The organism is Marinagarivorans algicola, assembly GCF_001292705.1.
Lineage (GTDB): Bacteria > Pseudomonadota > Gammaproteobacteria > Pseudomonadales > Cellvibrionaceae > Marinagarivorans > Marinagarivorans algicola.
The window spans coordinates 60,472-82,674 of record NZ_LGAK01000010.1 but is presented as its reverse complement, the minus strand read 5'-3'; the positions used below and the strand labels follow the sequence as shown (position 1 = coordinate 82,674).

General features: G+C 44.8%; 19 protein-coding genes and 1 tRNA gene. 11 read left to right on the top strand and 9 right to left on the bottom strand.

What is annotated here, in order from left to right:
* Positions 1–68: 68 nt before the first annotated feature.
* Positions 69–284 carry a 30S ribosomal protein S21 gene (rpsU, locus tag AC438_RS04395; RefSeq protein WP_053980056.1) on the bottom strand — a complete coding sequence of 72 codons (216 nt, stop codon included), beginning with the start codon at positions 282–284 and terminating at the stop codon, positions 69–71.
* A gap of 296 nt (positions 285–580) precedes the next feature.
* Between rpsU and tsaD the strand changes: the two genes are divergently transcribed.
* The 5 genes from tsaD to AC438_RS04370 all read left to right on the top strand — a co-directional run bounded on the left by tsaD (position 581) and on the right by AC438_RS04370 (position 4,226).
* Entirely contained in the window at positions 581–1,630 is a 1,050-nt protein-coding gene (gene tsaD / locus AC438_RS04390) for a tRNA (adenosine(37)-N6)-threonylcarbamoyltransferase complex transferase subunit TsaD (protein WP_053980055.1), read from the top strand.
* Positions 1,627–1,989: a dihydroneopterin aldolase gene (gene folB, locus AC438_RS04385; RefSeq protein WP_053980054.1), complete on the top strand. Its 363-nt coding sequence runs from the start codon at positions 1,627–1,629 to the stop codon at positions 1,987–1,989. The genes tsaD and folB overlap by 4 nt, the downstream gene beginning before the upstream one ends.
* A complete protein-coding gene (folK, locus tag AC438_RS04380; RefSeq protein WP_053980053.1) occupies positions 1,989–2,471 on the top strand; it encodes a 2-amino-4-hydroxy-6-hydroxymethyldihydropteridine diphosphokinase in 483 nt (160 codons plus the stop codon). Before folB ends, folK begins: the two co-directional genes overlap by 1 nt.
* Positions 2,472–2,678: 207 nt before the next feature.
* Positions 2,679–3,443, top strand: a complete 765-nt coding sequence (locus tag AC438_RS04375; protein WP_053980052.1) for a MipA/OmpV family protein — start codon at positions 2,679–2,681, stop codon at positions 3,441–3,443.
* Between the two features lie 108 nt (positions 3,444–3,551).
* Positions 3,552–4,226 carry a MaoC family dehydratase gene (locus AC438_RS04370; RefSeq protein WP_053980051.1) on the top strand — a complete coding sequence of 225 codons (675 nt, stop codon included), beginning with the start codon at positions 3,552–3,554 and terminating at the stop codon, positions 4,224–4,226.
* A 25-nt stretch (positions 4,227–4,251) separates the two neighbouring features.
* On the opposite strand, the gene AC438_RS04365 is transcribed toward AC438_RS04370, so the two are convergent.
* From AC438_RS04365 to AC438_RS04350, 4 genes are all read right to left on the bottom strand, one after another.
* Positions 4,252–5,742, bottom strand: coding sequence for a tryptophan halogenase family protein (locus AC438_RS04365; RefSeq protein ID WP_053980050.1), 1,491 nt, complete (start codon positions 5,740–5,742; stop codon positions 4,252–4,254).
* Positions 5,739–7,022, bottom strand: coding sequence for a tryptophan 7-halogenase (locus AC438_RS04360; protein ID WP_053980049.1), 1,284 nt, complete (start codon positions 7,020–7,022; stop codon positions 5,739–5,741). Before AC438_RS04360 ends, AC438_RS04365 begins: the two co-directional genes overlap by 4 nt.
* Positions 7,023–7,032: 10 nt before the next feature.
* The gene (locus tag AC438_RS04355; protein ID WP_053980048.1) at positions 7,033–8,538 is read right to left on the bottom strand and encodes a tryptophan halogenase family protein; all 1,506 of its coding nucleotides are present in this window, start codon (positions 8,536–8,538) and stop codon (positions 7,033–7,035) included.
* A gap of 75 nt (positions 8,539–8,613) precedes the next feature.
* Positions 8,614–11,757, bottom strand: a complete 3,144-nt coding sequence (locus AC438_RS04350) for a TonB-dependent receptor (RefSeq protein WP_053980047.1) — start codon at positions 11,755–11,757, stop codon at positions 8,614–8,616.
* 348 nt (positions 11,758–12,105) lie between these two features.
* Between AC438_RS04350 and minC the strand changes: the two genes are divergently transcribed.
* The 5 genes from minC (at position 12,106) to AC438_RS04325 (ending at position 16,210) form a co-directional block, all read left to right on the top strand.
* The gene (gene minC, locus AC438_RS04345; RefSeq protein ID WP_053980046.1) at positions 12,106–12,855 is read left to right on the top strand and encodes a septum site-determining protein MinC; all 750 of its coding nucleotides are present in this window, start codon (positions 12,106–12,108) and stop codon (positions 12,853–12,855) included.
* A 56-nt stretch (positions 12,856–12,911) separates the two neighbouring features.
* A complete protein-coding gene (gene minD / locus AC438_RS04340; protein WP_053980045.1) occupies positions 12,912–13,727 on the top strand; it encodes a septum site-determining protein MinD in 816 nt (271 codons plus the stop codon).
* Positions 13,724–13,972, top strand: coding sequence for a cell division topological specificity factor MinE (minE, locus tag AC438_RS04335; protein WP_053980044.1), 249 nt, complete (start codon positions 13,724–13,726; stop codon positions 13,970–13,972). Before minD ends, minE begins: the two co-directional genes overlap by 4 nt.
* Positions 13,973–14,100: 128 nt before the next feature.
* Positions 14,101–15,609 carry a phospholipid carrier-dependent glycosyltransferase gene (locus AC438_RS04330; protein ID WP_053980043.1) on the top strand — a complete coding sequence of 503 codons (1,509 nt, stop codon included), beginning with the start codon at positions 14,101–14,103 and terminating at the stop codon, positions 15,607–15,609.
* Between the two features lie 4 nt (positions 15,610–15,613).
* On the top strand, positions 15,614–16,210 hold the full coding sequence (locus tag AC438_RS04325; RefSeq protein WP_053980042.1) for a PA14 domain-containing protein: 597 nt from the start codon (positions 15,614–15,616) through the stop codon (positions 16,208–16,210).
* A gap of 757 nt (positions 16,211–16,967) precedes the next feature.
* On the opposite strand, the gene AC438_RS04320 is transcribed toward AC438_RS04325, so the two are convergent.
* The 3 genes from AC438_RS04320 to AC438_RS04310 form a co-directional block, all read right to left on the bottom strand.
* Positions 16,968–17,044, bottom strand: a tRNA-Arg gene (locus tag AC438_RS04320).
* Between the two features lie 160 nt (positions 17,045–17,204).
* Complete coding sequence (locus AC438_RS04315) at positions 17,205–17,990, bottom strand: DUF3108 domain-containing protein (RefSeq protein WP_053980041.1); 786 nt, start codon at positions 17,988–17,990, stop codon at positions 17,205–17,207.
* Between the two features lie 242 nt (positions 17,991–18,232).
* Positions 18,233–20,281, bottom strand: coding sequence for a di-heme-cytochrome C peroxidase (locus AC438_RS04310; protein WP_238376318.1), 2,049 nt, complete (start codon positions 20,279–20,281; stop codon positions 18,233–18,235).
* A gap of 422 nt (positions 20,282–20,703) precedes the next feature.
* On the opposite strand from AC438_RS04310, the gene AC438_RS04300 reads away from it, so the two are divergent.
* A complete protein-coding gene (locus AC438_RS04300) occupies positions 20,704–21,444 on the top strand; it encodes a hypothetical protein (protein WP_053980039.1) in 741 nt (246 codons plus the stop codon).
* Positions 21,445–21,745: 301 nt separating this feature from the next.
* Here the strand turns inward: AC438_RS04300 and AC438_RS04295 are convergent, their stop codons facing one another.
* Positions 21,746–22,180 carry a DUF2214 family protein gene (locus AC438_RS04295; RefSeq protein WP_053980038.1) on the bottom strand — a complete coding sequence of 145 codons (435 nt, stop codon included), beginning with the start codon at positions 22,178–22,180 and terminating at the stop codon, positions 21,746–21,748.
* Positions 22,181–22,203 lie beyond the last annotated feature (23 nt).

Genomic DNA, 22,203 nt, shown 5'->3' with positions numbered 1-22,203 from the left:
AACTAATACAGTGGTGTGGGCGAGTGCAGTAACACGTTGCGTTGCCGTTTTATGCAGCGCAAGTGCGATTAGTACATGCGTTGAAATTTGCGGTTTTCGCGAGACATTTTTTTCGCGTGACGCTTAACAGCAGCAGCCGCTTTACGCTTGCGAACAGTTGTGGGCTTTTCATAGCATTCACGACGACGAACTTCGGCGAGAACACCCGCTTTTTCGCAAGAGCGCTTAAAGCGACGAAGGGCTACATCAAATGGCTCGTTTTCTTTCAGTTTTACTGAAGGCATATTTCTACCTGTACAAATTAAAGTTGGGTAATGACTGCTTTAGGGGGCAGTCGTTTTAAGGGTGCGCAATTCTATACAGTTGATGCGCTGCCTGCAACGTTTAATTGTAGACAGGGGTCGTGTTTTACGCTATGAGGCGAAAATCGTAGAGAATTCGGGGGCTGCAAGGTAATATTATCCATACATTTTAATGCGCTTTTACACGCCAACAGTCTTGCACTGTGAGGTGAGCCTGAATAACGGGCTGTTTGTGTTAAAGGCGATGATTTTATCTGTTATCAACGTGTGGTTATCAAATGTTAGTGTTGGGAATTGAAACCTCGTGCGATGAAACGGGGGTTGCGCTTTACCATAGCGAAAAGGGCTTGTTGGCGCACACTTTATTTAGTCAGGTGGCTTTGCATGCTGAATACGGCGGAGTAGTGCCAGAGCTTGCCTCGCGTGATCATATTCGCAAGCTATTACCACTGATCGATCAAGTATTAGAGCAGGCGGCATGTACCAAGCAAGACATTGAGGCGGTTGCTTATACGCAAGGGCCTGGCTTAATTGGAGCATTGCTTGTCGGCGCTTGTACAGGAAGGGCTTTGGCCATGGGGCTAGGGGTGCCAGCAATAGGCGTGCATCATATGGAAGGGCATTTGTTAGCGCCGCAACTAGAGGCTAGACCGCCGGAGTACCCTTTTGTTGCTTTACTGGTATCAGGTGGCCATACGCAGCTTATCGAGGTGAAGGCGCTAGGCGAATATATTTTGTTGGGTGAATCATTAGATGATGCGGCAGGTGAGGCCTTTGACAAAGCCGCCAAAATGCTCGACCTTGATTACCCTGGCGGGCCTAGGTTGGCTGCTATGGCCGAGCAAGGTACTGCTGGACGCTTTAAGTTTCCGCGACCGATGTGCGATCGACCTGGCCTTGATTTTAGCTTTAGCGGCTTAAAAACCTTCACCCTCAATACCGTGACTCAGCATGCGTTACCCGATGGCTTGCCCGATGAGCAAACCTGTGCCGATATTGCTTATGCGTTTCAAGAAGCGGTGGCTGATACCTTAGTGATCAAGTGCCGTCGAGCTTTAGAGCAGTGCGGTATGAAGCGCTTGGTGATTGCTGGTGGCGTCTCTGCCAATGTGCATTTACGGCAAAAACTCGAGTCGGCACTGGGCAAAATGAAAGCGCAGGTGTTTTATGCGCGCCATGAGTTTTGCACTGATAACGGCGCGATGATTGCTTATGCCGGTTGTCAGCGTTTACGGGCCGGTCAGCGCGCCGCCTTGGCGGTAAATGTCAAACCGCGCTGGCCAATGACTGAGTTAGCAGGGTTAACGCAGTCAGGAGTGCAGGCATGAATGGTGATACCGTATTTATCAAGGGGCTAAAAACTGAAGGCGTGATTGGTGTTTTTGATTGGGAGCGTGAAATTCGCCAGCCGCTGTATATTGATGTCACGATGGCCACTGATATTCGCTTGGCTGCTGCCAGCGATGATTTAACCCACACGCTAGATTACAAGGCGATTACTGATCGCATTACACAGTTTGTCGCGGCGAGCGCCTTTCAGTTAATCGAAACACTCGCCGAGCGTTTGGCTGAATTATTACAAAAAGAATTTGCTGTTCAATGGCTGCAATTGGCCATTCACAAGCCGGGTGCTATTGCTGCTGCAAGTGATATTGGTATTCAAATAGAGCGAGGAGAAAAACCATAATGGCCGTTGTGTTGTTGGGCCTGGGCAGTAATCAAAATGCTGTGCACAGTATTCAAGCGGCGCTGGTGGCGCTTACAAAAACCTTTGGTCAGTTAACGCTATCCCCAATTTATGAAAGCGAAGCTGTTGGCTTTGATGGCGATAACTTTTTAAATATGGTGGTAGAAATTAATACAAAATTGGCGGTAGGTGAGCTTTGGCAGGTGTTGCGCGATATTGAAGATGCTCATGGTCGCGATCGTACGCAACCTAAATTTGCCGGTCGTACTTTGGATATTGATATTTTAACGTATGACCAAAAAGTGGGCACCATTGATAGTGTGGTGCTGCCGCGCGATGAAATTTTAAAAAATGCTTTCGTCTTGAAGCCTCTCGCCGATACTTGGCCGCAATATGTTCACCCCGAAGTGAATCAAACTTACCAAGCGTTATGGGCTGCGTACGATCAGAGCTCACAAAAACTCTGGCCGGTTGAATTGTAGCGTTAATTGTAGCGACCGTGGTTTGAATGTTACTTGGCGCGCCATTTATAGCTTATTTAGAGTTTTGTTTTGTAGATACTCATACCTAAAGTAAACTGCTGGCTTTAATGTGCTGTCGGGCGCGCTTGTGGGTAAATTTTTGTGTTGTATCGTATTCTTTGTGTATTATTGTGTGGTTGTATAGGCAGCGTTACCAGTGGTGCTGTAATGGCTCAAGCACTGGCCAAAAAACCGCTTAAGCAGCCCAAATGGCAAGTGGGTTTGGGCATTGGTGGGCAGGCGTTGCCCGACTACCGTGGGTCTGATCAACGGCATAATAAGTTTATTCCTGTACCATTGGTGTTGTATCGCGGGCGTTATTTAAAAATAGATAAAGGCGGTGCTCGCAGCGAAATTTTTGAAAATGTGCGCGTGCAAATTAACTTGTCGGCCGATGCCTCGCTCAGTGCTGATAGCGATGAAAATATTGCTCGTGAAGGTATGCCTAAATTGGATTCCGCTTTTGAGTTGGGGCCCTCTATTAATGTTAAACTTAGCGGCCCTAGTTTTAATCACGGCTGGGGCTTGCGGTTTCCTTTGCGTGCAGTCACAACTGTTGGTGGCGCGGGCGTACGTTATCGAGGTTATGTGTTTAACCCTAGGCTAGTATGGCGCAAGCCTAATATGTATCACGGCTGGGGGCTGGGTGTTTCTGCGGGTGCATTGTGGGGCAGTCAAAAATACCACAGCTATTACTATACTGTACTCCCTGAGTACGCCACCGCTGAACGCCCCGAGTACTCGGCCAGCGCTGGTTACTCAGGGAGCTACGCTAAGCTCTCGGTAAAAAAGTTTACCGAAGGCTGGCTGTTGGGTGCATATATTCGTTACGATAATTTATCGCATGCTGCATTTGAATCTAGCCCACTAGTGAAAACAAAACATTATGCAGCCGTGGGTGTGGGTGTGGGTAAGGTATTTAAGCTGTTTTAAATCTAAATACGATAGCGTGCGTATGGATTTACCCTTTTATTGCAGCATGTATTATGGCGTGTTGCTCGTTATTAGCGTTTAAATAACTGATTTTGGATGGAATCTACTATGAGTGTTGTTGAGTTCTTAAAAGAAAAAGAGCGTATTTTTCGTGAACAATTTAAGACGGTTGATATTAAAGGTCGCCTTGATCCCCAGCTGCGCAATTTATCAGAGCGCTTTAGTGAGACGCTGGCGAATACCATGAATAACCCCTGGGTTGGTAAGATTAACCCCTTCTTTGAGCGCGAACCTGAAGCTCCTCGTGTGATTAGCCCCGAAGCGCAGGCTTTTTATAATAAGTGGTATCAGCGCTTAGATGAAGAAACCTATAGCGGGCAGTGGCATGTTATTGGACAAGAGTGCATTAATCAGTTTGCGGCTGTCACCGGGGATGAGCAGTGGATACATACCAATCCCGAACGAGCACAAAAAGAGTCACCTTTTGGTTGTACTATTGCGCATGGCTTTTTAACCTTGGCGCTTATTCCTAAATTGACTGACTCGGTGAACCTTCAAAATAATCCCTACCCTGAAGCCCGCATGTTAGTGAATTATGGTTTAAATCGCGTGCGCTTCCCCTCTCCGGTTAAAGCTAACTCATCGGTGCGCGCGCGCACCAAACTCATCGATTTAATTCCTGCTAAGCGCAGTGTGGATGTAGTGAGTGAGGTCAGTGTAGAAATCAATGGCAGTAACCGTCTGGCGTGTGTCGCCGAGACGGTACTTAGGGTATATTTTTAATTTTTTTCAATTGTTGATATTGTTATCACCGAATACGTTGCAGTAATGCGTGATGTGTCGGCATATGCTGCACCGTTTGTTTAATGACTTCACTGGTGCTGTTAAGTAAGCCAAAGAGATCTTGCTCGGTAATACCGTTGGCCATTGGGTGGTGATTTTCTGGTGTGACACCTTGTCCATACATAACCGCTAGCCAGCTTGTTTGTCTAAAAAATTCTTCTTGATCTTTAATAATGTTGCCTGTCTTTTGAAAGAGCTCTACTTTAAGTTTAAGTGTGTCGCTAATGGGCATGGTTTTACAGATACGCCAAAATTCACTGTCATCTCTTTGCGTTAATTTGTAGTGCAAAATAATAAAATCTTTAATCTCGTTGTAAGTTTTATGCATGCCACTGTTAAATGCGGTTATTGCGGGTTGAGTGATTTGACCATGGGGTATGAAATCGAGAATCCGAGTGATTGATAATTGCGTTAAATGCAAGCTGGTTGACTCTAGGGGCTCTAAAAACCCGCCCGATAAACCAACAGCAATACAATTTTTAGCCCACTGCTCTTTACGCTTACCTGTTGTAAAGCGAATATAGTTGGGGTCTTTGAGCGGCTGTCCTTTTAAGTTTTTGCGTAATGTATGCTCAGCCTCATCATCAGAGATATGCTGGTTAGAGTACACAATGCCGTTACCGGTCCTATGCTGGAGCGGAATGCGCCACTGCCAACCAAAAGGGTGAGCAATAGCTTGAGTGTAGGGGTGGGGGTGCTGCTCATCAGTTGGAATCGCGATGGCCCTATTGCACAATAGTTCTTCGCTCCAGTCTTCGTAGCCTACATGTAATGTTTTTTCTATCAGTAAAGCGGCAAAGCCTGTGCAGTCAATAAATAAGTCACCCTCTAATTCACTTCCGTCATCAAATATCAACTTATCAATAAAACCGTTGGAATCTTTGAGCGCAATATTACGCACTGTTTTTTGAACATGATTGACACCTTGCTCAAGTGCTTTTTGTTTCAGTAGTCGTGCATACATAGCGGCATCAAAATGATATGCATAACCAAAGTTTTCGAGAGGTGAATTGGCTTGCCCCGAAGGGTGCTGAAAGCGATGATTATAAGCGGCGACAGTTTCTATAGAGTATTGAGCAAGGTTGGTATTGTTGTGATTAATAAGGCTGCGTATCCAATAATGATGGAAAGGCACTTTACCTGTAGCACGCCCAAGAGTGCCAAAGGGGTGAAAGTATTGACTATTTATCTGCGACCAGTGAGTAAATTCAATGCCCAATTTTATTGTTGCATTTGTCTCTTTCAAAAACGTTGCTTCATCAATACCGAGCGCGGCATTAAATGAATGAATCGGTGGGATAGTGGCCTCTCCTACCCCAATAGTTTCAATGCTTGTTGATTCTATTAATGTAATAGAAAAAGACTCTTTGGGTAAAAAACGTGACAAATAGGCAGCGGTCATCCATCCAGCACTGCCCCCGCCAACAATGATAATTTTTCTTATTGGGTTGCTCATAAGATACCTACTAAATGCTGTTTAAAATTTTTATAGTTGGCACACTGTACCGTTGTTTGCCTAAAGATATGTTTAATTCGTTCTGTATACTGAATGGGCACACTAATCGGGTGTGAAGGAGTGGGTAAGCTTTGTGCTTTTTGCTCAGAAACTAAAATACAAAAATATGGCCAATAAGATTTAATGTGAGGAGGAATGACATGAGAAATTTGTACACTATCTTCAAAAAGTTTTAATGCGTGTTCAATTGCCGTTGTGGTCTTTGGGTTCGCTATCGTTGCCTGATTAAAAAGATACGCGATGGCGCTATACATAAAAATATCGGCTGTATGTATTCTTAGCTGTTCATGTTCAAGCTGTATTGTTGGTATTTGTATGGTGTCATTATTGATTAGAATATTATTTGCAACTAGCGTGCTTATATTAATGTGTGTACTGATGAACCCCGCTTGAGAAAATAGCCCTAAATGGCTATTTTTTAAATGTAATACCTTTGTATCACCATAAGATGATTGTTGATATGTTGGGGCTTTTTCTGATGGTGTATTCAGCATGTGAATATGCTCACTAGAGCCTGTTACAATACTATAGGTGACGCTTGATTCAGCATGCTGCAGTGATATGTGGTTTTTAAGGCACGTGCTATCAGTGCGTTTATGCATAATATCGATATCACCTAAGCCTTCGGCTAGTATGATTAAATCGATATTATGCTTGTACTTTTTATCGAGGGCGTGTATGCCAAGTGATTGAGCGTAAGCTATCAGTGTGGGAGTAATTGCATCGTGCTTGAGTGTATAACAATATTCAAGTTCACAAAGCGGTGATGATTGGTCAGAAGAAAATCCCATATTATTAGCATGTGCAAGCTGATAGGCGAGAGAGTAATCGTTAATTGAATGAGGGGGGTCTAAATTTTTGACGTGCTCTAAATATGATAAGTAAAAGGGTTTTTTGTGAATGGTTGCGCCGTAATGACCGAAGGGTAAAAAAACATTTTTTGTTGAATTTATGTGTCTATGATTGATCCCTAAGGCAAACTCTGCATCGCCGCTTTTTAATAGCTGTCTAAGATCAACCCCCATTTTTTGTAATTGAGAGGCGGTGTGCGCATCACAATGCGAGGCCTGAATAGAGGTGGGGTAGCTTGATGAGTTTGAGGGTTTTAACTCGAGACATACATTCAGTGCATTGCCTAGCTGTACTTTGAGTACAATCGCTGTAAGGCATGCTTCAAGTGGGTTGCCGCGAACAATGATATTGGGAGGAGGGTTAGGCATGGTTGTCACTTTATTTTAAGTTATTGTGTGTTTGTAATAACGTTGCCGCGTAATCAGGAGTTTGTTGGGCACTGACTTGGATGGAATGATATAAGTGGTTTATCATGTCAGAGACCTTGTTTTTGGGTAGAGCACTTATTCTTATATTGCCTTGTGTACTTTCTACGTTTTGTCCGTTAAAAACGGCTAACCAGCTAGGCTGTAAAAAAATCTCATCTATGTTTTCTAAGATGCTGCCCGAGCTTTTGTAGAGGGCTATTTTTTTTGCTAGAGTGGCTGGGATGTCCATATGCTTACAATATTCCCAAAAAGGGCTACTGGATAGGTTTGCACATTTGTAATGTAAAATTAAGAAGTCGCGGACGGTTTCCCACTCACGGTTCATTCTTAGGTTGAATTCTAGTTCCTGCACTAAGGGTTCAGGCTGTGTTGTGCTGATTACCTCTGGTAGTAATTCTACAAGGTTCATAATGGCGGCCTGGATCAAATAAATACTGGTTGATTCAAGCGGCTCTAAAAAGCCTGCAGATAAACCAATGGCTACCACATTGTTTTTCCAATTATGAGAGTATCGGCCTGTTTTAAATGTAATACTGGGACGTAAATCTTCGGGTTTGAGCTCGGGGAACTCGTGCAGAATATTTTTTCTTGCTTGCTCTTCACTTAGGTATTGGCTAGAAAATATATAGCCATTGCCTGTGCGCGAGGCGAGGGGGATTTCCCATCGCCACCCGTAGTCATGCGCAATTGAGCGGGTGTAAGGGCGTATGTCGGCGGTATTTTGTGTGGGGGTGGCAAAGGGGATTGCGGTATCGCTTGGTAGCCAGTGTTGCCAATTTTCAAAAGTTACCTCTTTTTGAGGGCGCAGCAGTAAGCTTTTAAAACCAGTGCAATCAATAAATAAATCACCGGTAATGCTCTTCCCGTTACTGAGAGTGACTGATTGTATGTGGCCATTGGCATGATGGCTGATATCACTGACTGTATCGCTAATGTGCACAGCACCTAATGCTTGGCATTGCTGTTGTAGAAATACTGCGTATTTTTTGGCATCAAGGTGGTAGGCGTACGCAAAATTGTGTTCTTGATAGGTTGTATTGGGCGAGAATTTATTGAGTTTACACAGTGCAATCGGCAAGCTGTAGTCGTCAATATTCTGTGACGGGCTATTGTTTATATGATGCTTTAGCACTTGATGGAAATCGATACCAGCAATGCTTTTTCCGTACTCACCAAAAGGGTGTATATAAGGTGATGGCCCCCAATTTTCAAATTGGATACCGAGTTTATAGGTGGCATTAGTTGCACGGATGAATGCTTGCTCATCGATACCTAGGGCCTGATGGAAAGCTTTAATGGTTGGTATTGTGGCTTCGCCAACACCGACACTACCAATGCGCTGAGATTCAATAACAGTGAGCGTGGCTAGTGTGTTTTTTTTAAGTTTTAACAGTGCTAGAGCACTCATCCAACCCGCAGTGCCACCTCCTACCACAACAATATTGAGTTTATTCATAATGGATATGTCGAATTCCGATTAAAAAAAAAGCGCACCTTTCGGTGCGCTTCTATAATGCTAAGTTATTGTGCGTTAGAACGAACCACGAACAACAAAAGAGAAGCGACGGTCGTTAACAAACCACGAACGGCCAACTTTAGTACCATTATTATCAACTTGCATTAATGTTTTGGTTTCTTCGTTGGTTAAGTTGGTTGCTTGTAAGCCAATTTTAAAGTACTCGCCCACATCAAAGAAGATAGAGCCGTCAAGCTGGCCTGTCGCATCTGAGAAAATAGGGAGCTTGGTGATCACATCGCGAGTGGTGAGTAAGTACTCTGAACGCCAGTTGTAGGCTAAACGCATTTCCACAGGAGCAAGCTGGTACATAACAGCAATGTTAGCGGTATCTTTTGATAAGCCTTGTAGTGGCAGGTTACCAAATGCAAAATCGCTATGGTCTTCGCCATCGGGGTTGTTGCCAAGCCCAGAGTTTGGTGTGCCGCTGTTACCTACGTAGGTGTAGTTAAACTGCATACCAAGGCCAGACCAGGCACCGGGTAAAAAGTCGTAAAACTGTTGGTAAGCAATTTCGTAACCGTTAATATCGCCTTTGGCACCATTACTAGCACCGGTAACTTCTACGGTTCTGGTTGCGCCATTATTGGTAAATTGGCGTGGAAAGGCGCCATCAATGAAGTAATTTTTAAGTTTTTTACCAAACATGGTGGCACTTAAGGAGCCTACATCAGAGAAGTACCATTCAAAAGACATGTCATACTGTACAGCTTCCATAGGTTTTAAGAATGGGTTGCCTGCTTCAGCTTTATAAAAGTTGACGACCGAATTGTCATCATCAATCTCTACAACATTATCTTCATCAATAACGGTGTAGTTACGTTTTTTGCCTAAATCAGGTAATGCGATGGCTTTCGACAGAGCAAAGCGCATAATCACGTCATCAGTAACGCCTAGCTTAATGTTAAAGCTTGGTAATACAGTGGAATAGCTAGCGTCTGCAGTTTCAGCAACAACAGCTTTATTGCCAAAGTTTCTGTCGGCAATTGGTAGATCGCTTTTAGGGTCGCCTGGATTATCTGGCGTTAAGTCAGGAAATACTGTAAAACCTGCCGTTGAGCTATCGATATTTACATAGCGTAAGCCAAAGTTACCTGAGTAGCGGATTTCGGTATCTTCACTACCAAAGTTCATTTTGATATAAGCCGATTTGGTATCTTCTGTGAGCGTATTGATTTCTGAGTTGGTGTACCCATTGTTAGTGGCTACCGGCACGTAACAATCGGGGCTCCAGCAGTTAGTGCCGTCGGCACTAAGGGGGTCGCCAGTTTCATTTTCTAGAATACGATCAGGTAGTGGGCGCCATTGGCTACCGCTAAATGCACCTTCAGATAGCTGCTGGCGGGCACGATCATAATCTTGCACTAAAGCAACACTTGGGAAGACAAAGTTTTGACCTTCATTGCCAAACACGCCACCGCGATGGAAGTTGTCAAAGCTGTATTGCTCGTGTTCGGCTCTATCCCCAAAGCTTGAGTCTAACCATTTAGGTCCAGCATTCCCTTGATCTGTTTGGCCAGCAGGGCCGTACTCGCCATAATTAGACCAAGATTCAGAAAGGGATTTCCAGTTATAGCGGGCCCATCTGTTTTCTTGCTCGCGTGCAGAAAAGCGTACGCCACCTTCAATCGAGGTAAAGAACTTCGACTCTAGCTCGTAATCGGCATCAATCGCAAATGCGCTAGAATTACCGCTACTCTCCTCTGTGTGATCCATCGCTGAGCGAGCAAAGTAAGAGCTGTTTGAAGCAAAGTGGTCATCACCTGCAGGTGAGTTTGCGGCATTCGAAATAAACGGATCAATAAATGTAGCGTTAGGAGTGCTGCCACGTGTATCAAGCTGAAGTGCAGCAAAAGTGCCATTCATTAAGGTGAAGTCAAGGTTTTCGACTTCTGCATCAACATATTGACCGTCAATCGAAACACTTAAACGATCATTGGGATTAAAAGTAATATTTAGGCCAAAATCATTCACGGTGTTAGTATTTTCGTTTGACCGTGTTAAAGCAGCATATTTTGCTCCAAATTGACCAATTGGGCCGCGAGTGGTTGTGAGACCAACAGGGTTACCTTCTTGATCAAAGCGATACTTATCAGGGCCATAGTCAGCGACGAGTAGGCCGCTGGTAAAGTAGTTGTCGTCGTTAAAAGTCAGTGCGCTGCCGTTGGCGGCGTAAATGCTGCCTTCATAATCTGTATCTTGGAACTCTAAGGCATGCTCTATCCATGCGGCGGTAGATTCTGAGCGAATGGCTTGAGCGGTCACAACAACGGTTTCGTTGGGGTTTTCCCATTGGAGTGCTGCAGCTAGGCCTTCGCGGTCACGATCGTGCTCTTGCGTACGAATATTTGCACCACGGGGCACGTATAAAGCGTCTTCGCTTGTGCCAGCTTGGCCGCTGCTATTGATATTGGTGCGTGCAACATAATTATCGACCTGTATACCATCAGTACGAGACTTAAGGTTTGAGGCGGCGACGTTCAGTAGAAAACCAAATTTACCGGCGTCCGTATCCCAGATATCGCTATACATTAGCGAGCCTGTCGGGGTTGTTTCTTCAGACAGGTCTGAGTAAGTGGCCTCTGCTGAGAAGCCAATCACTCGCTCGTCAGAGTCGAATGGTAAGCGTGTTTTAAGGTTTACAGTCCCTGAAATACCACCTTCTACCATATCGGCAGTTTGGTTTTTAGATATTTCTACGGCGCCCATAAGCTCGGGCGGAACATCTTGGAAGCTTAGGCCGCGACCATTGTTGGCTGTGAAGGTATCACGGCCGTTAAACTCACTTCGCGTTTGTGTTAAGCCGCGAATAACAACACCGCTACCTTCTACAGAGAAGTGGTCGGGATCTTCTGCTGAGGCAAAACGCTCAATAGAAACACCCGGTATACGTTGCAGAGCTTCTAGAACACTTCGATCTGGAAGAGCTCCTATGTCTGATGCTGAAATCGCGTCCACAAAGGTATCCGCGTCACGCTTTATATCTTGAGCATTTTGTAGGCTTTGTTTTACACCATAAACAACAACTTCTTCTAGTACAGCTGGATCTTCGTTGTCTTGTGCGTGTGCTTGTGCGGCGAAAGCCGTCATTACACAGGCGGCGATTGCAGAGCGTTTAAATAACTTACGCTCCATTTGAGTTTTGATGGTCTTGTGCATAGCTCCCCCTGAAGTATTTATGCTTAACCTTAGTAGAATAAGTCCAGTAAACTAAATGCATGCCCCAATAAAGGGCGTATGTATTCGTCTATATTTTTTATAAGTTATGAGCTAGCGCGTACATCATTGTTTGCGCGTCACTTCTTAATTTGGACCCCGTTAGGATACGGTAAATAAAATTAATTAAAAACCCCTTTCATCGCTCAAGCTTCCTTCGAGAGAGGATTTATTGCGTTTTTCTGATGGTTTTTTGGACTATTTGATCCGTGAAGGGCTTTTGGGTTGTTAAAATAGGCGGAAAGGTTTATAAACATAAGCTATTTTTAAGTAAAAAAACGGGACAAAAGTATGGCTTTTGACAGCGGTGCGGTGGCGGTATCGAGGCCGAAAAGTTTTACCCTTAAAGGTGCTTTGCTCCCGATGACTCTTTTAGAGCTGCGCACTAATGATGCAAGTAAAATTGCGAGTGAATTGGCGCAAAAAGTTGCTGCGGCACCTGACTTCTTTGGCGGTAGTCCGGTAGTCGTCAGTGTTGAGTCTGTGGTTGCCGATGTGCCATTTTTGACGGATGTTATTGATATTTGTGCGCGTTTGGGGTTTCGGTTAGCAGGTGTTAAAGGCGATGGTCAGCATATTGTCGAATTCACAAAAGTTTTGCAGTTGGGGCATTTTCCTGGAGGCAAGGTCAAAAACCTCAGTAAGCGGTCATTAGCGGGTAAGCGCTCGGATCCTCAGGCAAAAAGTATTATTGATACTTATATTTCCACCAAAACCATTGTGACGCCAGTGCGATCTGGCCAGCAAATTTACTCTGATGGCGACTTGATTGTGTTGGCGCAGGTGTCGGCAGGTGCGGAATTATTGGCTGCGGGTTGCATTCATGTCTATGCTCCGATGCGGGGTCGTGCATTAGCTGGCGTGAAAGGCGATGAATCGGCGCGTATCTTTTGTATGAGTCAGCAAGCCGAGTTGGTTTCTATTGCAGGGCACTTTATGATTGATGAGAATCTTCGTGATGCGTACTGGCAGCGTGCCACTCAAATATTTTTTGATGGTAATGAGCTTCAAGTGGAACCTATAGCGGGTTTTTCAGCTTAATTGTACATACGCTTAATTCAAGCATAAAAAATTAAACATAATAAAGGGTATCTGTTGTGGCCAAAGTAATTGTAATGACTTCGGGCAAGGGTGGAGTCGGTAAAACGACTTCTAGCGCAGCAATTAGTAGTGGGTTGGCACTGAGTGGTCATAAAACGGCGGTCATTGATTTTGATATTGGCTTGCGCAATTTAGATTTAGTGATGAATTGTGAGCGCCGCGTGGTATATGACTTTGTCAATGTGATTAACGGTGAGGCAACATTAAGGCAGGCGCTAATCAAAGATAAGCGCTGTGAAAATTTATACATCCTACCAGCTTCGCAAACGCGTGATAAAGATGCGTTAACAAAAGACGGTGTGGAGCGGGTACTTAAAGAGCTCGCAGCGGATGGTTTTGAGTATATTATTTGCGATTCGCCTGCTGGTATCGAGCATGGCGCTTTTATGGCGCTGTACTTTGCCGATGAAGCGATTGTGGTGGCCAACCCAGAGGTGTCTTCGGTGCGCGACTCTGACCGCATTTTAGGAATACTGCAAAGCAAGTCCAAAAAAGCCGAGCAAGGCGAGCGCGTTAAAGAACATTTGCTATTGACGCGCTATAACCCTGAGCGAGTGGAAAAAGGCGAAATGCTTGCGGTAGGCGATGTCGAAGAAATTTTGGCGACCAAGCTGCTGGGTGTGATCCCAGAGTGCTCTTCTGTACTTAAAGCGTCTAATCAAGGTGTCCCTGTGATTCACGATGAAGAAAGCCGAGCGGGTCAAGCATATAGCGATGCGGTGAAGCGTATGCTCGGGGAAGAAGTTGATCATCGCTTTTTAACGCCAGACCATAAGGGGTTGTTTCAGCGCTTATTTAGGAGAAGTGCATGAGTTTCTTAGATTATTTTTCGCACAATAAAAGCCAGGCAGCCTCGATTGCTAAAGAGCGATTGCAAATTATTGTTGCTCATGAGCGCTCTAGGCGTGATCAGCCCGAGTATTTAGAGGCTTTGCAAAAAGATATTATGGCGGTAGTCCGTAAATATGTGGACATTGATACCGATAGCATTGAAGTACAGCTAGAGCGAAATGGCGATTATGCCGTGCTAGAGCTTAATGTCATGCTACCCGACTAAAATCAATACTCACTTTATGTACTCAAAGTAAGTCTCAACTTTACGTTTTGGTACATGTTTCCTATTGAGCGCGCCATCTTGCATTGCTAAGGTGGCGCTTTCTTTTATCTGACGCGTTAGATTACACAATGACTGACCCAAACTCCTTTGTTACTTTGCTAGGGCGCCATAAAGCATGGCTGACCCCTGGTGTTTTACTGGTGGCCTCGCTATTGATGTTTTTGGCGGGCTTGCAATATCCTAAATCTATGTTTTGGGATGAAAACTACCATGTGGTATCAGCGCAAAAGCACGTTGATGGCATGATGTATATGGAGCCGCATCCACCGCTAGGTAAGATGATCATGGGGCTGAGTGAGGCTATATTCCAGCCCAATGCAGATCGTGATATGTCAGCCTTATTAAAAACGGACTATCTTAAGGGCGCTGAGATGCCTAAGGGGATGGAGTTTTGGGCATTTAGATTGCCCTCGGCACTCATGATGGCGCTTTCGGTGTGGTTTTTGTACCAAATACTCTTTCGTATCACTAGGTACCAACCTGTAGCCTTTGTATTCTCGTTGTTTATTATTTTTGATAACGCAATGGTGCTGCATTCACGCTCGGCCATGCTTGAGGGCATTCAGTTTTTCTTTATCTTGTTGTCTCTTTGGTATTTTGTACGAATCGTGACACAAAATATTCCTATTACCTTAAAACATTATCTTATTCTGGGGACGACAGTAGGTCTTGTTACGGCAGTAAAGGTGAATGGCTTGGTGCTGAGCTTGGTTTACGGCATGCTGCTATTAGAGGATAAAGGTAAAGCTTTGCTCAACAAGGAGTTTATGGCTTGCCTTGAGCGGGTGGTGTTATCAGTCGTAACATTTTTTGGCTCGCTAGCGTTTGTTTTTTGTTTTGTTTTTTATATTCATATTGGCTTAGGCGATAAGGTTGAGCCTACTAAAAAGTACAAGGCTTCGCCCGAATATTTACAGTCATTAGAGCAAAATGGTGGCTTTAGTTTTACAACCTTTCGTATAGGCTTCAAAGATCATATGCGCTACAGCAGTGAGTACGCCAGTGGTGTGCCGCGCTTAGATATTTGTAAGGATACAGAAAACGGTAGTTATTATGCAAAGTGGCCTTTTGGTGGCAAGGGCATTAATTACCGCTGGAGTAAAAACACTATTGATGGCGTCACTAAAGTTAGCTACTCCTATTTGGTCGGTAACCCACTTATTTGGTTGACGGTGATTGCGGGTATTTTGCTGTCTATTTCGTTGATTATAGGGCGCTTTGTTTTTGATCTTCCCAGTAAAGATGATCGTTTATTTATGTATATTCTGTATTTTTGTGGCATGTACTTAAGTTATATGATTGCGATTGCTCAAATCGATAGGGTGATGTATTTATATCATTATTTTGTGCCGCTGCTATTTGGCATTATCAATGCTGCTTTGGTGTTTACCTATGTTTTTAAAGAGGCTTTAGCGAGTGGCTCGCGCCTAACGTGGATTAACCTTGGGGTATTTGGTGTATTGGTCGTGGCGGTGTTTGCATACTTTTCGCCCTTTACGTTTGGTATCCCTATTACCGAGGCTCAGTTTGAGTTGCGTAATTGGTTTTCGCTGTGGGATATAGAGGTGGTGAGATAAGATAATGAAAAATTTAATACAGTACGCTCATTGTGCTTGGGCGCTCACGGTGCAAAAGCCAAAAGAAGTGGGCTTTTTGGCTCTGATGATGATATTTACTTCTATGGCAGTGTATAAGTCTACGCCTGCTATGGTGGATAAGGTTTTTGAGCTTAATATATATAAGAATAAAACTTCAATTAGCAGTATCTTTCAGAAGCGCGATATTGCGCAAAGTAAAGTAGTGTGGGTTGATACTTTAATGCTTAAAAGTGGTTCGCAGCTTAAGCATGCAAAGCTGGGTGCGATTGGCTTTAGCGATTCTTATTTTATTGATGTGGAATCAGACTTTACAGTGAAAGAGGCTGGCACCTATTACTTTATTCCGGGTAGTGATGATGGTTTTGCGCTTGAGGTTGACGGTAAGCAGCTGTGCGCGCACGAGGGGGATCGCCCGTATTCGACTCAGCGTTGCCGCGTAGAGTTGAGTAAGGGCGCTCACAGTTTCAAAATGATGTACTTTCAGGGTGGCGGGCATGCGGGTATGACGCTCGCTTATCAATTTAAGGGTGACCGTAAAAAGCGCTGGGTTGGTGAAAATAGCCGCTACTTAAAGTTCTAGTCAGCGCTTGGCGTTAGCATGGCCTGTTTAAAAAGCTCGACTTAGTGCGTCGGGCTTTTTGTGTGTGATGGATGGGTTAGTCGTTATTGCCTTAGTGTAAGCGATCCACAACCCCCATCTTATCAGCTCATCGCACTTTCGCTAAGCTAACTTCAAATTGTTCTGGTCAACTCAAGCCGGACACTCTATTAGGTGGTTTTAGTTTATCTTGATGGTTATTGGCACAGCATGACCTTCAGTCTCAATGGGAGGCATGTCAAAAATAAAATGACACTAAGTTTTATCGACTATCGTATCTCCACGCCAAAACAATCGCTAATAGCGCATTAATGTAATAGAGGCATAAATAACCCCAAGCTAATAACTTTGGTTTATTGGGTTGGGCAGGGGTGATGGTGGGTGATGCGGGAAAAATTTATGGTGGTTGGATATTAGGCGGCGCGCGTGGGCCTTTGTCTGTGTTTGACGGATAAGGCTTACGTGAGGTATTCACTAATGCAGCGCGAGCAAGATGCTCAAGAGCTGCCGGCATAATGGACTAAATCAATGTAATCGGCTAGATAATAAAATAGCTTTATCAGATGAAGTTAAAATAATTCTATTGCGAGCAGATTAGCTTAATATTTTCGTTCAGATTTAAATATTTAGAGGAGTTTAATTTTTTCAATGAAGGGGGTAATTCAGTTATTTTTAGTGACGGGGTTAGTGAAAAAAATACTTATGTGAGTATTTACTAACCCCGTAACACTATAAATAATGGCGCGCTCGGGAGGATTCGAACCTCCGACCGCCTGGTTCGTAGCCAGGTACTCTATCCAGCTGAGCTACGAGCGCGTCTTACTCTTCAGGTTGACACTGCGTTTAAACTGCTGTGTCTGCTTCGGCGTTTGCCCTGTCGATGGCGCGCATATTACGGATAACTCCCTGATGCGTCAAGCTTTTATTTCAAAAAGTTTTAAAATGATATTAGGTGACATGCCCGTAAATTTGGCATCTAAAGCGTTGAGTGTGGCTCTCGAGTGGATTGAGGCGTTAAAAAAGCCTTGAATGTTGCGTTGCTGCTGTAATGAGTGAGCAGCACCTGATAGGTATCACCATCTTCTTCTGTGTGCTGAATTTTAGCGAGCGCGTACTCTAACTCGGGTATTAACCATAAACGTGTAGCTTTAAGGCTGTCGCTTTGTGTACGAGCAAGTACCACGGCTAAATACTGCTTACCCTTAAAGGTGATCGTCTCTTGAGCTTGGCGTTCAAAATGGTATGTTTTTGTTTGGTTGCGGCGCGCAAAAGTGTAGCTAAAGCGTTGTTGCTGAGGGTTGAGTATGAGGTCTTGCTGTAGCTGTAATTGGTAAAGTGTAGGGTCTAATGTGTGTTGACTAAGAGTTTGGCTGCCGACGTTTTTTTTGCCTTTGGTGTAATGCACCTGCTTTTGGGGCCAATCGAAAGCGAGATACTCATTTTTTTTAACGCCAAAAACCTTCCTCTCGTAATGGTATTGTCCAGCGATGAGGGCCGTATTTTGGCGACTGAACTGACTTACTTCGTTAATTTTTGCCATAAAACTAGTTGCGGTAGATTGCAGGGTGTAACTCTCACCGTTCTGCTCTAGTGTGCGCACCATTTTTATATTCATACTACCGTAGGTACCCTGATACTCGGCTGTAAACAGCGGCTCGGCATAGCTTGTACTGGCTATGATCAAGGTTAGTAAGCTCAATGTGATTAGGCGCAGCGGCTGCAGGCGCTTTTTGAATAAGGCTGCTTTATAGAGTAAAGGCATAGATATCCTGCGTCATTATGATGAAAAAAATCGTCGGAGGTGCTGAAGCAGCCTGAGCTTAAGCGTTGTGAGCTGAACCTTAACTGAAAAGCCTTTTTTACGATGTTATGCTGCATTGATATGGTGATTTATCGATAATGAGTATTTGTTGTGAATGATACGCTATCGCGGCTACTGCTCTAGCTTCACGGTAGCGTGTTGTGGGAATGACCGGTTATTTTGACCTTGAGTTTTTGTAAAATTTAGAGTGTTTTAAGGTATTCGATCAGCTCCCAGCGTTGCTGTTGTGTGAGGGGGGCAAGCTGCCGTCCGTTGGGTTGTGGTGTCCTGCCTGCGGCATATTCATGCCCGCTGTTCCAATTGCCTCTTTTGCGGGTATCAAAGACAAAGCCGCCAAACCCTTGCTGAATAAAGCCTACACGCTGAGTATCAAATTCTCGAGCGCCGACTTCAAACGCATCTGGCCGGTACTCTCCATCACTCGGGTCATTGGGTCGCTTTTTAGGTAGGAGCAAATCATAGAGTGTGGGCACGGAACCATTGTGTAAATAGGGCGCGGTGGCCCAGATACCATTGAGTGAGCGTGCTTTGTAAGCGAGCAATGAATTAAATGGTTGGGCTGTTGTGTCGGGTTGGTAACTGCCGGCTTTGACGGTGGCTTGGATATTATTTTTAAACGCTGAAGCGGCCATGAGATAAAGCCAATCTAGCCATCTTCGCACCCACCACTTGTCGGGATCTGGGGTTGCAACAACGCCGCGAGTCACCGATGTCAGAATCATGGCAACAGGGGCTTCTTCTTCAAGGTAAAGGTCGCCTATGGACTGGTTTTGAACGGTATATTTAAAATTGCCCGATTTACCCGTATAGCTCACGCTATTTATTGCCATTGCGGGGTCGGTCCCCACGGCATCTAGGCTTGCCATTTTTGCGATAATAATGCGATCCCAGTTATCGCGGTCAACAATTTCATGGCAACTTTGGCAATACTCCTCATAAATAAGCTCACCGCGAGCAGCTTTTTGACGGTCTATTTGCCCTAATATTGCCTCTGGCCAGAGTGGGGACTTGAGTTTTTGTAGGTGATTTTCGATGCGCTCTAAGTTGACCAAATTAATCGAAGAGGTGAATGTGACATGTTTTTGCTTTTTACTTTGCCCAGAAATTCTCGCCGATAAACTCAATGAGGGCTCTTGCGCGGTCCAGTCTAGGGTGCCAAATACTCCGATGACCTCACCGGCATTGCGCCCTAGCGGCCCGACACCGGCATTGCTGGCAAGCCCGTTCCATTGGACGTAATCAGAATGAGTAATATCCCACAAAAAGGGGTAGCTAACGGGAGCGTCGGGTTCATTAAAAATCATATTACGGATACGCAGAAGCTGCGCCGCGGTAAGATTTGGGTAGCCGGTTTCAGAAGACTTTAGGCGGTTAAAAACCTTTGCAAACCCACGACTCCCGATAATAGTGGCGTCAATATCACGCAGCACTAAGTCGACTTGCGCTGATGTCAGCAGGCGATTGCCATCGTCGTCTATGGCGCGTAAAAACAAGTTGCGTACCTGCTTCAGGTTAATCACATGCTGTAATACACGATTGTAGATAAGGCCAAACGCATCAAGCCGAGCATAGCCATAATCAACATTGGTATTGTTGATGCTATTGTAGAGCATGATCGATTGATAGGTTTTTTCTAAGTCGGCGATGACGTGCTGGGGTTTACTGTAGTCGCCTTTGCGCTGTGTCACGCGAGTGATGAAACGTTGCCGCTTTGCCGCTTGCGTTAATGTAGTGTTAAGCGCTTGTTCTAACGACAGCATAAACCCCCTCATGTTGGCCATGGCGGGGGCACCATCAATGCGTATCGCTTGGCCTTTCACGTTTATTTGGCCTGTGTGGCAAGCTGCGCAGGTATATCCGATATAAGCTCGTCCTTGATAGGTGTCTTTGACAAAGCCTACCGGTAAGCCATCGGGGTTAAAAAAGGTGGGCTTTTGCGGCAGGTAGCGATACCGGTCAATATTAGCATTACTGCGAAAAAGCGCATTGCTATGGCTTTGTTCTAAAGCCATAAACAGATCATAGGGCATTAAGTTGGAGCCTTGCGTTGTATTGTAAAACCATAGGCTTTGGGCGTTTGACCAGCCCTGATCCAAATACCGCGGGGTATTATAGCTTTCGTTGTAAGCGCCTTGCGCTAGGGCTATGGCACCACGATCAGGGTCGTTATCCCAGTGTTGGTATATCTTGCCACTAAATAAAATGGCGCATAAGACGAGTAGTGCAGTCATGATAATTGAGCACCCGATAACAAGTCGGTGTCGGATGTTGTGCCGCGCTTTTTTAAGGGCTCGTGTGATGCCGATTATGTGTTGCTGAGTCACCTTGGGCTCCTGTTATGTCTAGTTTCAATCTGCGTGTTGTGTCATAAATACCCTAAGCTATGGTCAAGTTAGCAACAGCGCGGCTTGTTTTTATTATCATGTTACACGTCAAAATGCGCTATTTGGTGCCTTGCTTATGGTTTTTATGGCATGAAAGCAAATGGCGGGTGTGCAAGCGCAGTGCTTGGGGCAGCGAGAGAGAAAAATATTGTTTAAAATATAGACAACTTGAGTTTGTGCTCCTACTGTTAAAGTGATACTGGTAAAACTCAGCTCCCACTGAGGGTTACTGCATTGCTCTTTAGCAGCTTACTTGGAGTAGACTTATTATGCGTTTTTCATTAGCGGCAACACCTTCTAAAGCGGTCTCTGTGGTGGGTCAATTTTCACATTTGGCTGTACAAATCGGGCAAAGTGAGAACTTTGAACACTTGGCAAATCAACTCAAGGCCGGCTTAGAAAAAATGCATCTAGAAGGTTGCTTTCTTGTGAGCTGTTTTGGTTTTAATCGCGAAACGCGTTTTGGTCATTGGACCAACGGCTATGTCTTTCCATTGCGCTCGGATCTAAGCCAAGTGAGGCCTGCACTCACCTTTCGCGATGACTTAATTATTGTGAGTAGTGGCTTTTTTACATTGGTTGTGGGTGGGGCTGCAGAGCTGACCGATAAAGATGAATCCATAGCCGATTTGCTCTTGATGCTAGGTGAAAGCGCACGGCTTTGGGTAAAAGGGTATACCAATCAAGTTGATCAAGAATTCGACTCGCTCAATCATCGCAAAGCGAGTTGCAAACAACTGCTTGAGGTAGTGCACCAACTTGATGAGTCGGGGCGCGACATTATTAGTACACACAAGCGTGTTGTATCTGCTATTAATTCAGGGGTGCCCGAGGGCATTGCGCGGTTGCATCTGACCGATGCTCAGCAATCTATTGTTCTTGATGAATTTGATGAGATCGGCCGCGCATATTCTATTTTTACCAAGCAGCAAATGGCGCTGCATAGCCAGCTGAAGGAGCAGGTGCGCTCGGTAGCCGAGTTTTTGTTGGCACGTGAAAGCGGTGTGTAAATATTGATGAGCCAGTGTTAGAGACAAAAAAAATTAGAGACAAAAAGGCCGCTCGCTCACACTAGCGGCCTTTTTTGTGCTCAGTACGCCACTGTAATCTACGCCACCATCATGTGGGTACTGCGTCGATAATGGCCATGTTGGCCGGCGCAGAGGATTGCCTAGCATGATGCGAGGTGTTTGGTTTGCTTTTTTGTTGCGTAAACGAATAGCGGGGAGGTTATTGACCGTCTAGCCTCGTGCTGATTGAGTGCATCTACCCGCTATGGGTAAGTCGTCATATCATACCGGCAGGGCGTTTTTACGCGCCGTTAGCCATTAAGACTGCCACTAATGGCATAACAACCAGTAAAGTCAGCTCAGCACGTATCACGCCAATAATGTACTTAGGGGGCGTGACTGCGGTTGTGTCATCATTGAGTGTTTTTGCGCTGCGTATAAAAAACAGCGTTGGCACCATAGATAAACCGGCAAGCACCACAAATAACGTCAGTTTAATATGTATTAGACCACCTGTACTGTAAAACACTTTAGGCTTACCGACCGCCAACCATAAAAGCAAGCCGCTAACAAACGCAATGCCTAAGCCTGCACCATAGACTTTATTGAGTGTACGTAAGCGAGCCAGTTGTGTGCGGTTGATGTTGGCACTATAAAGCAAGTGCTGAGCGACCAGCATAGAGGCTAAAATAATAATGCCTAAAAAGTGTAAATAACGCACCAGTAAATCAATCATAAATGTCTCATTGTGTGAGTAAA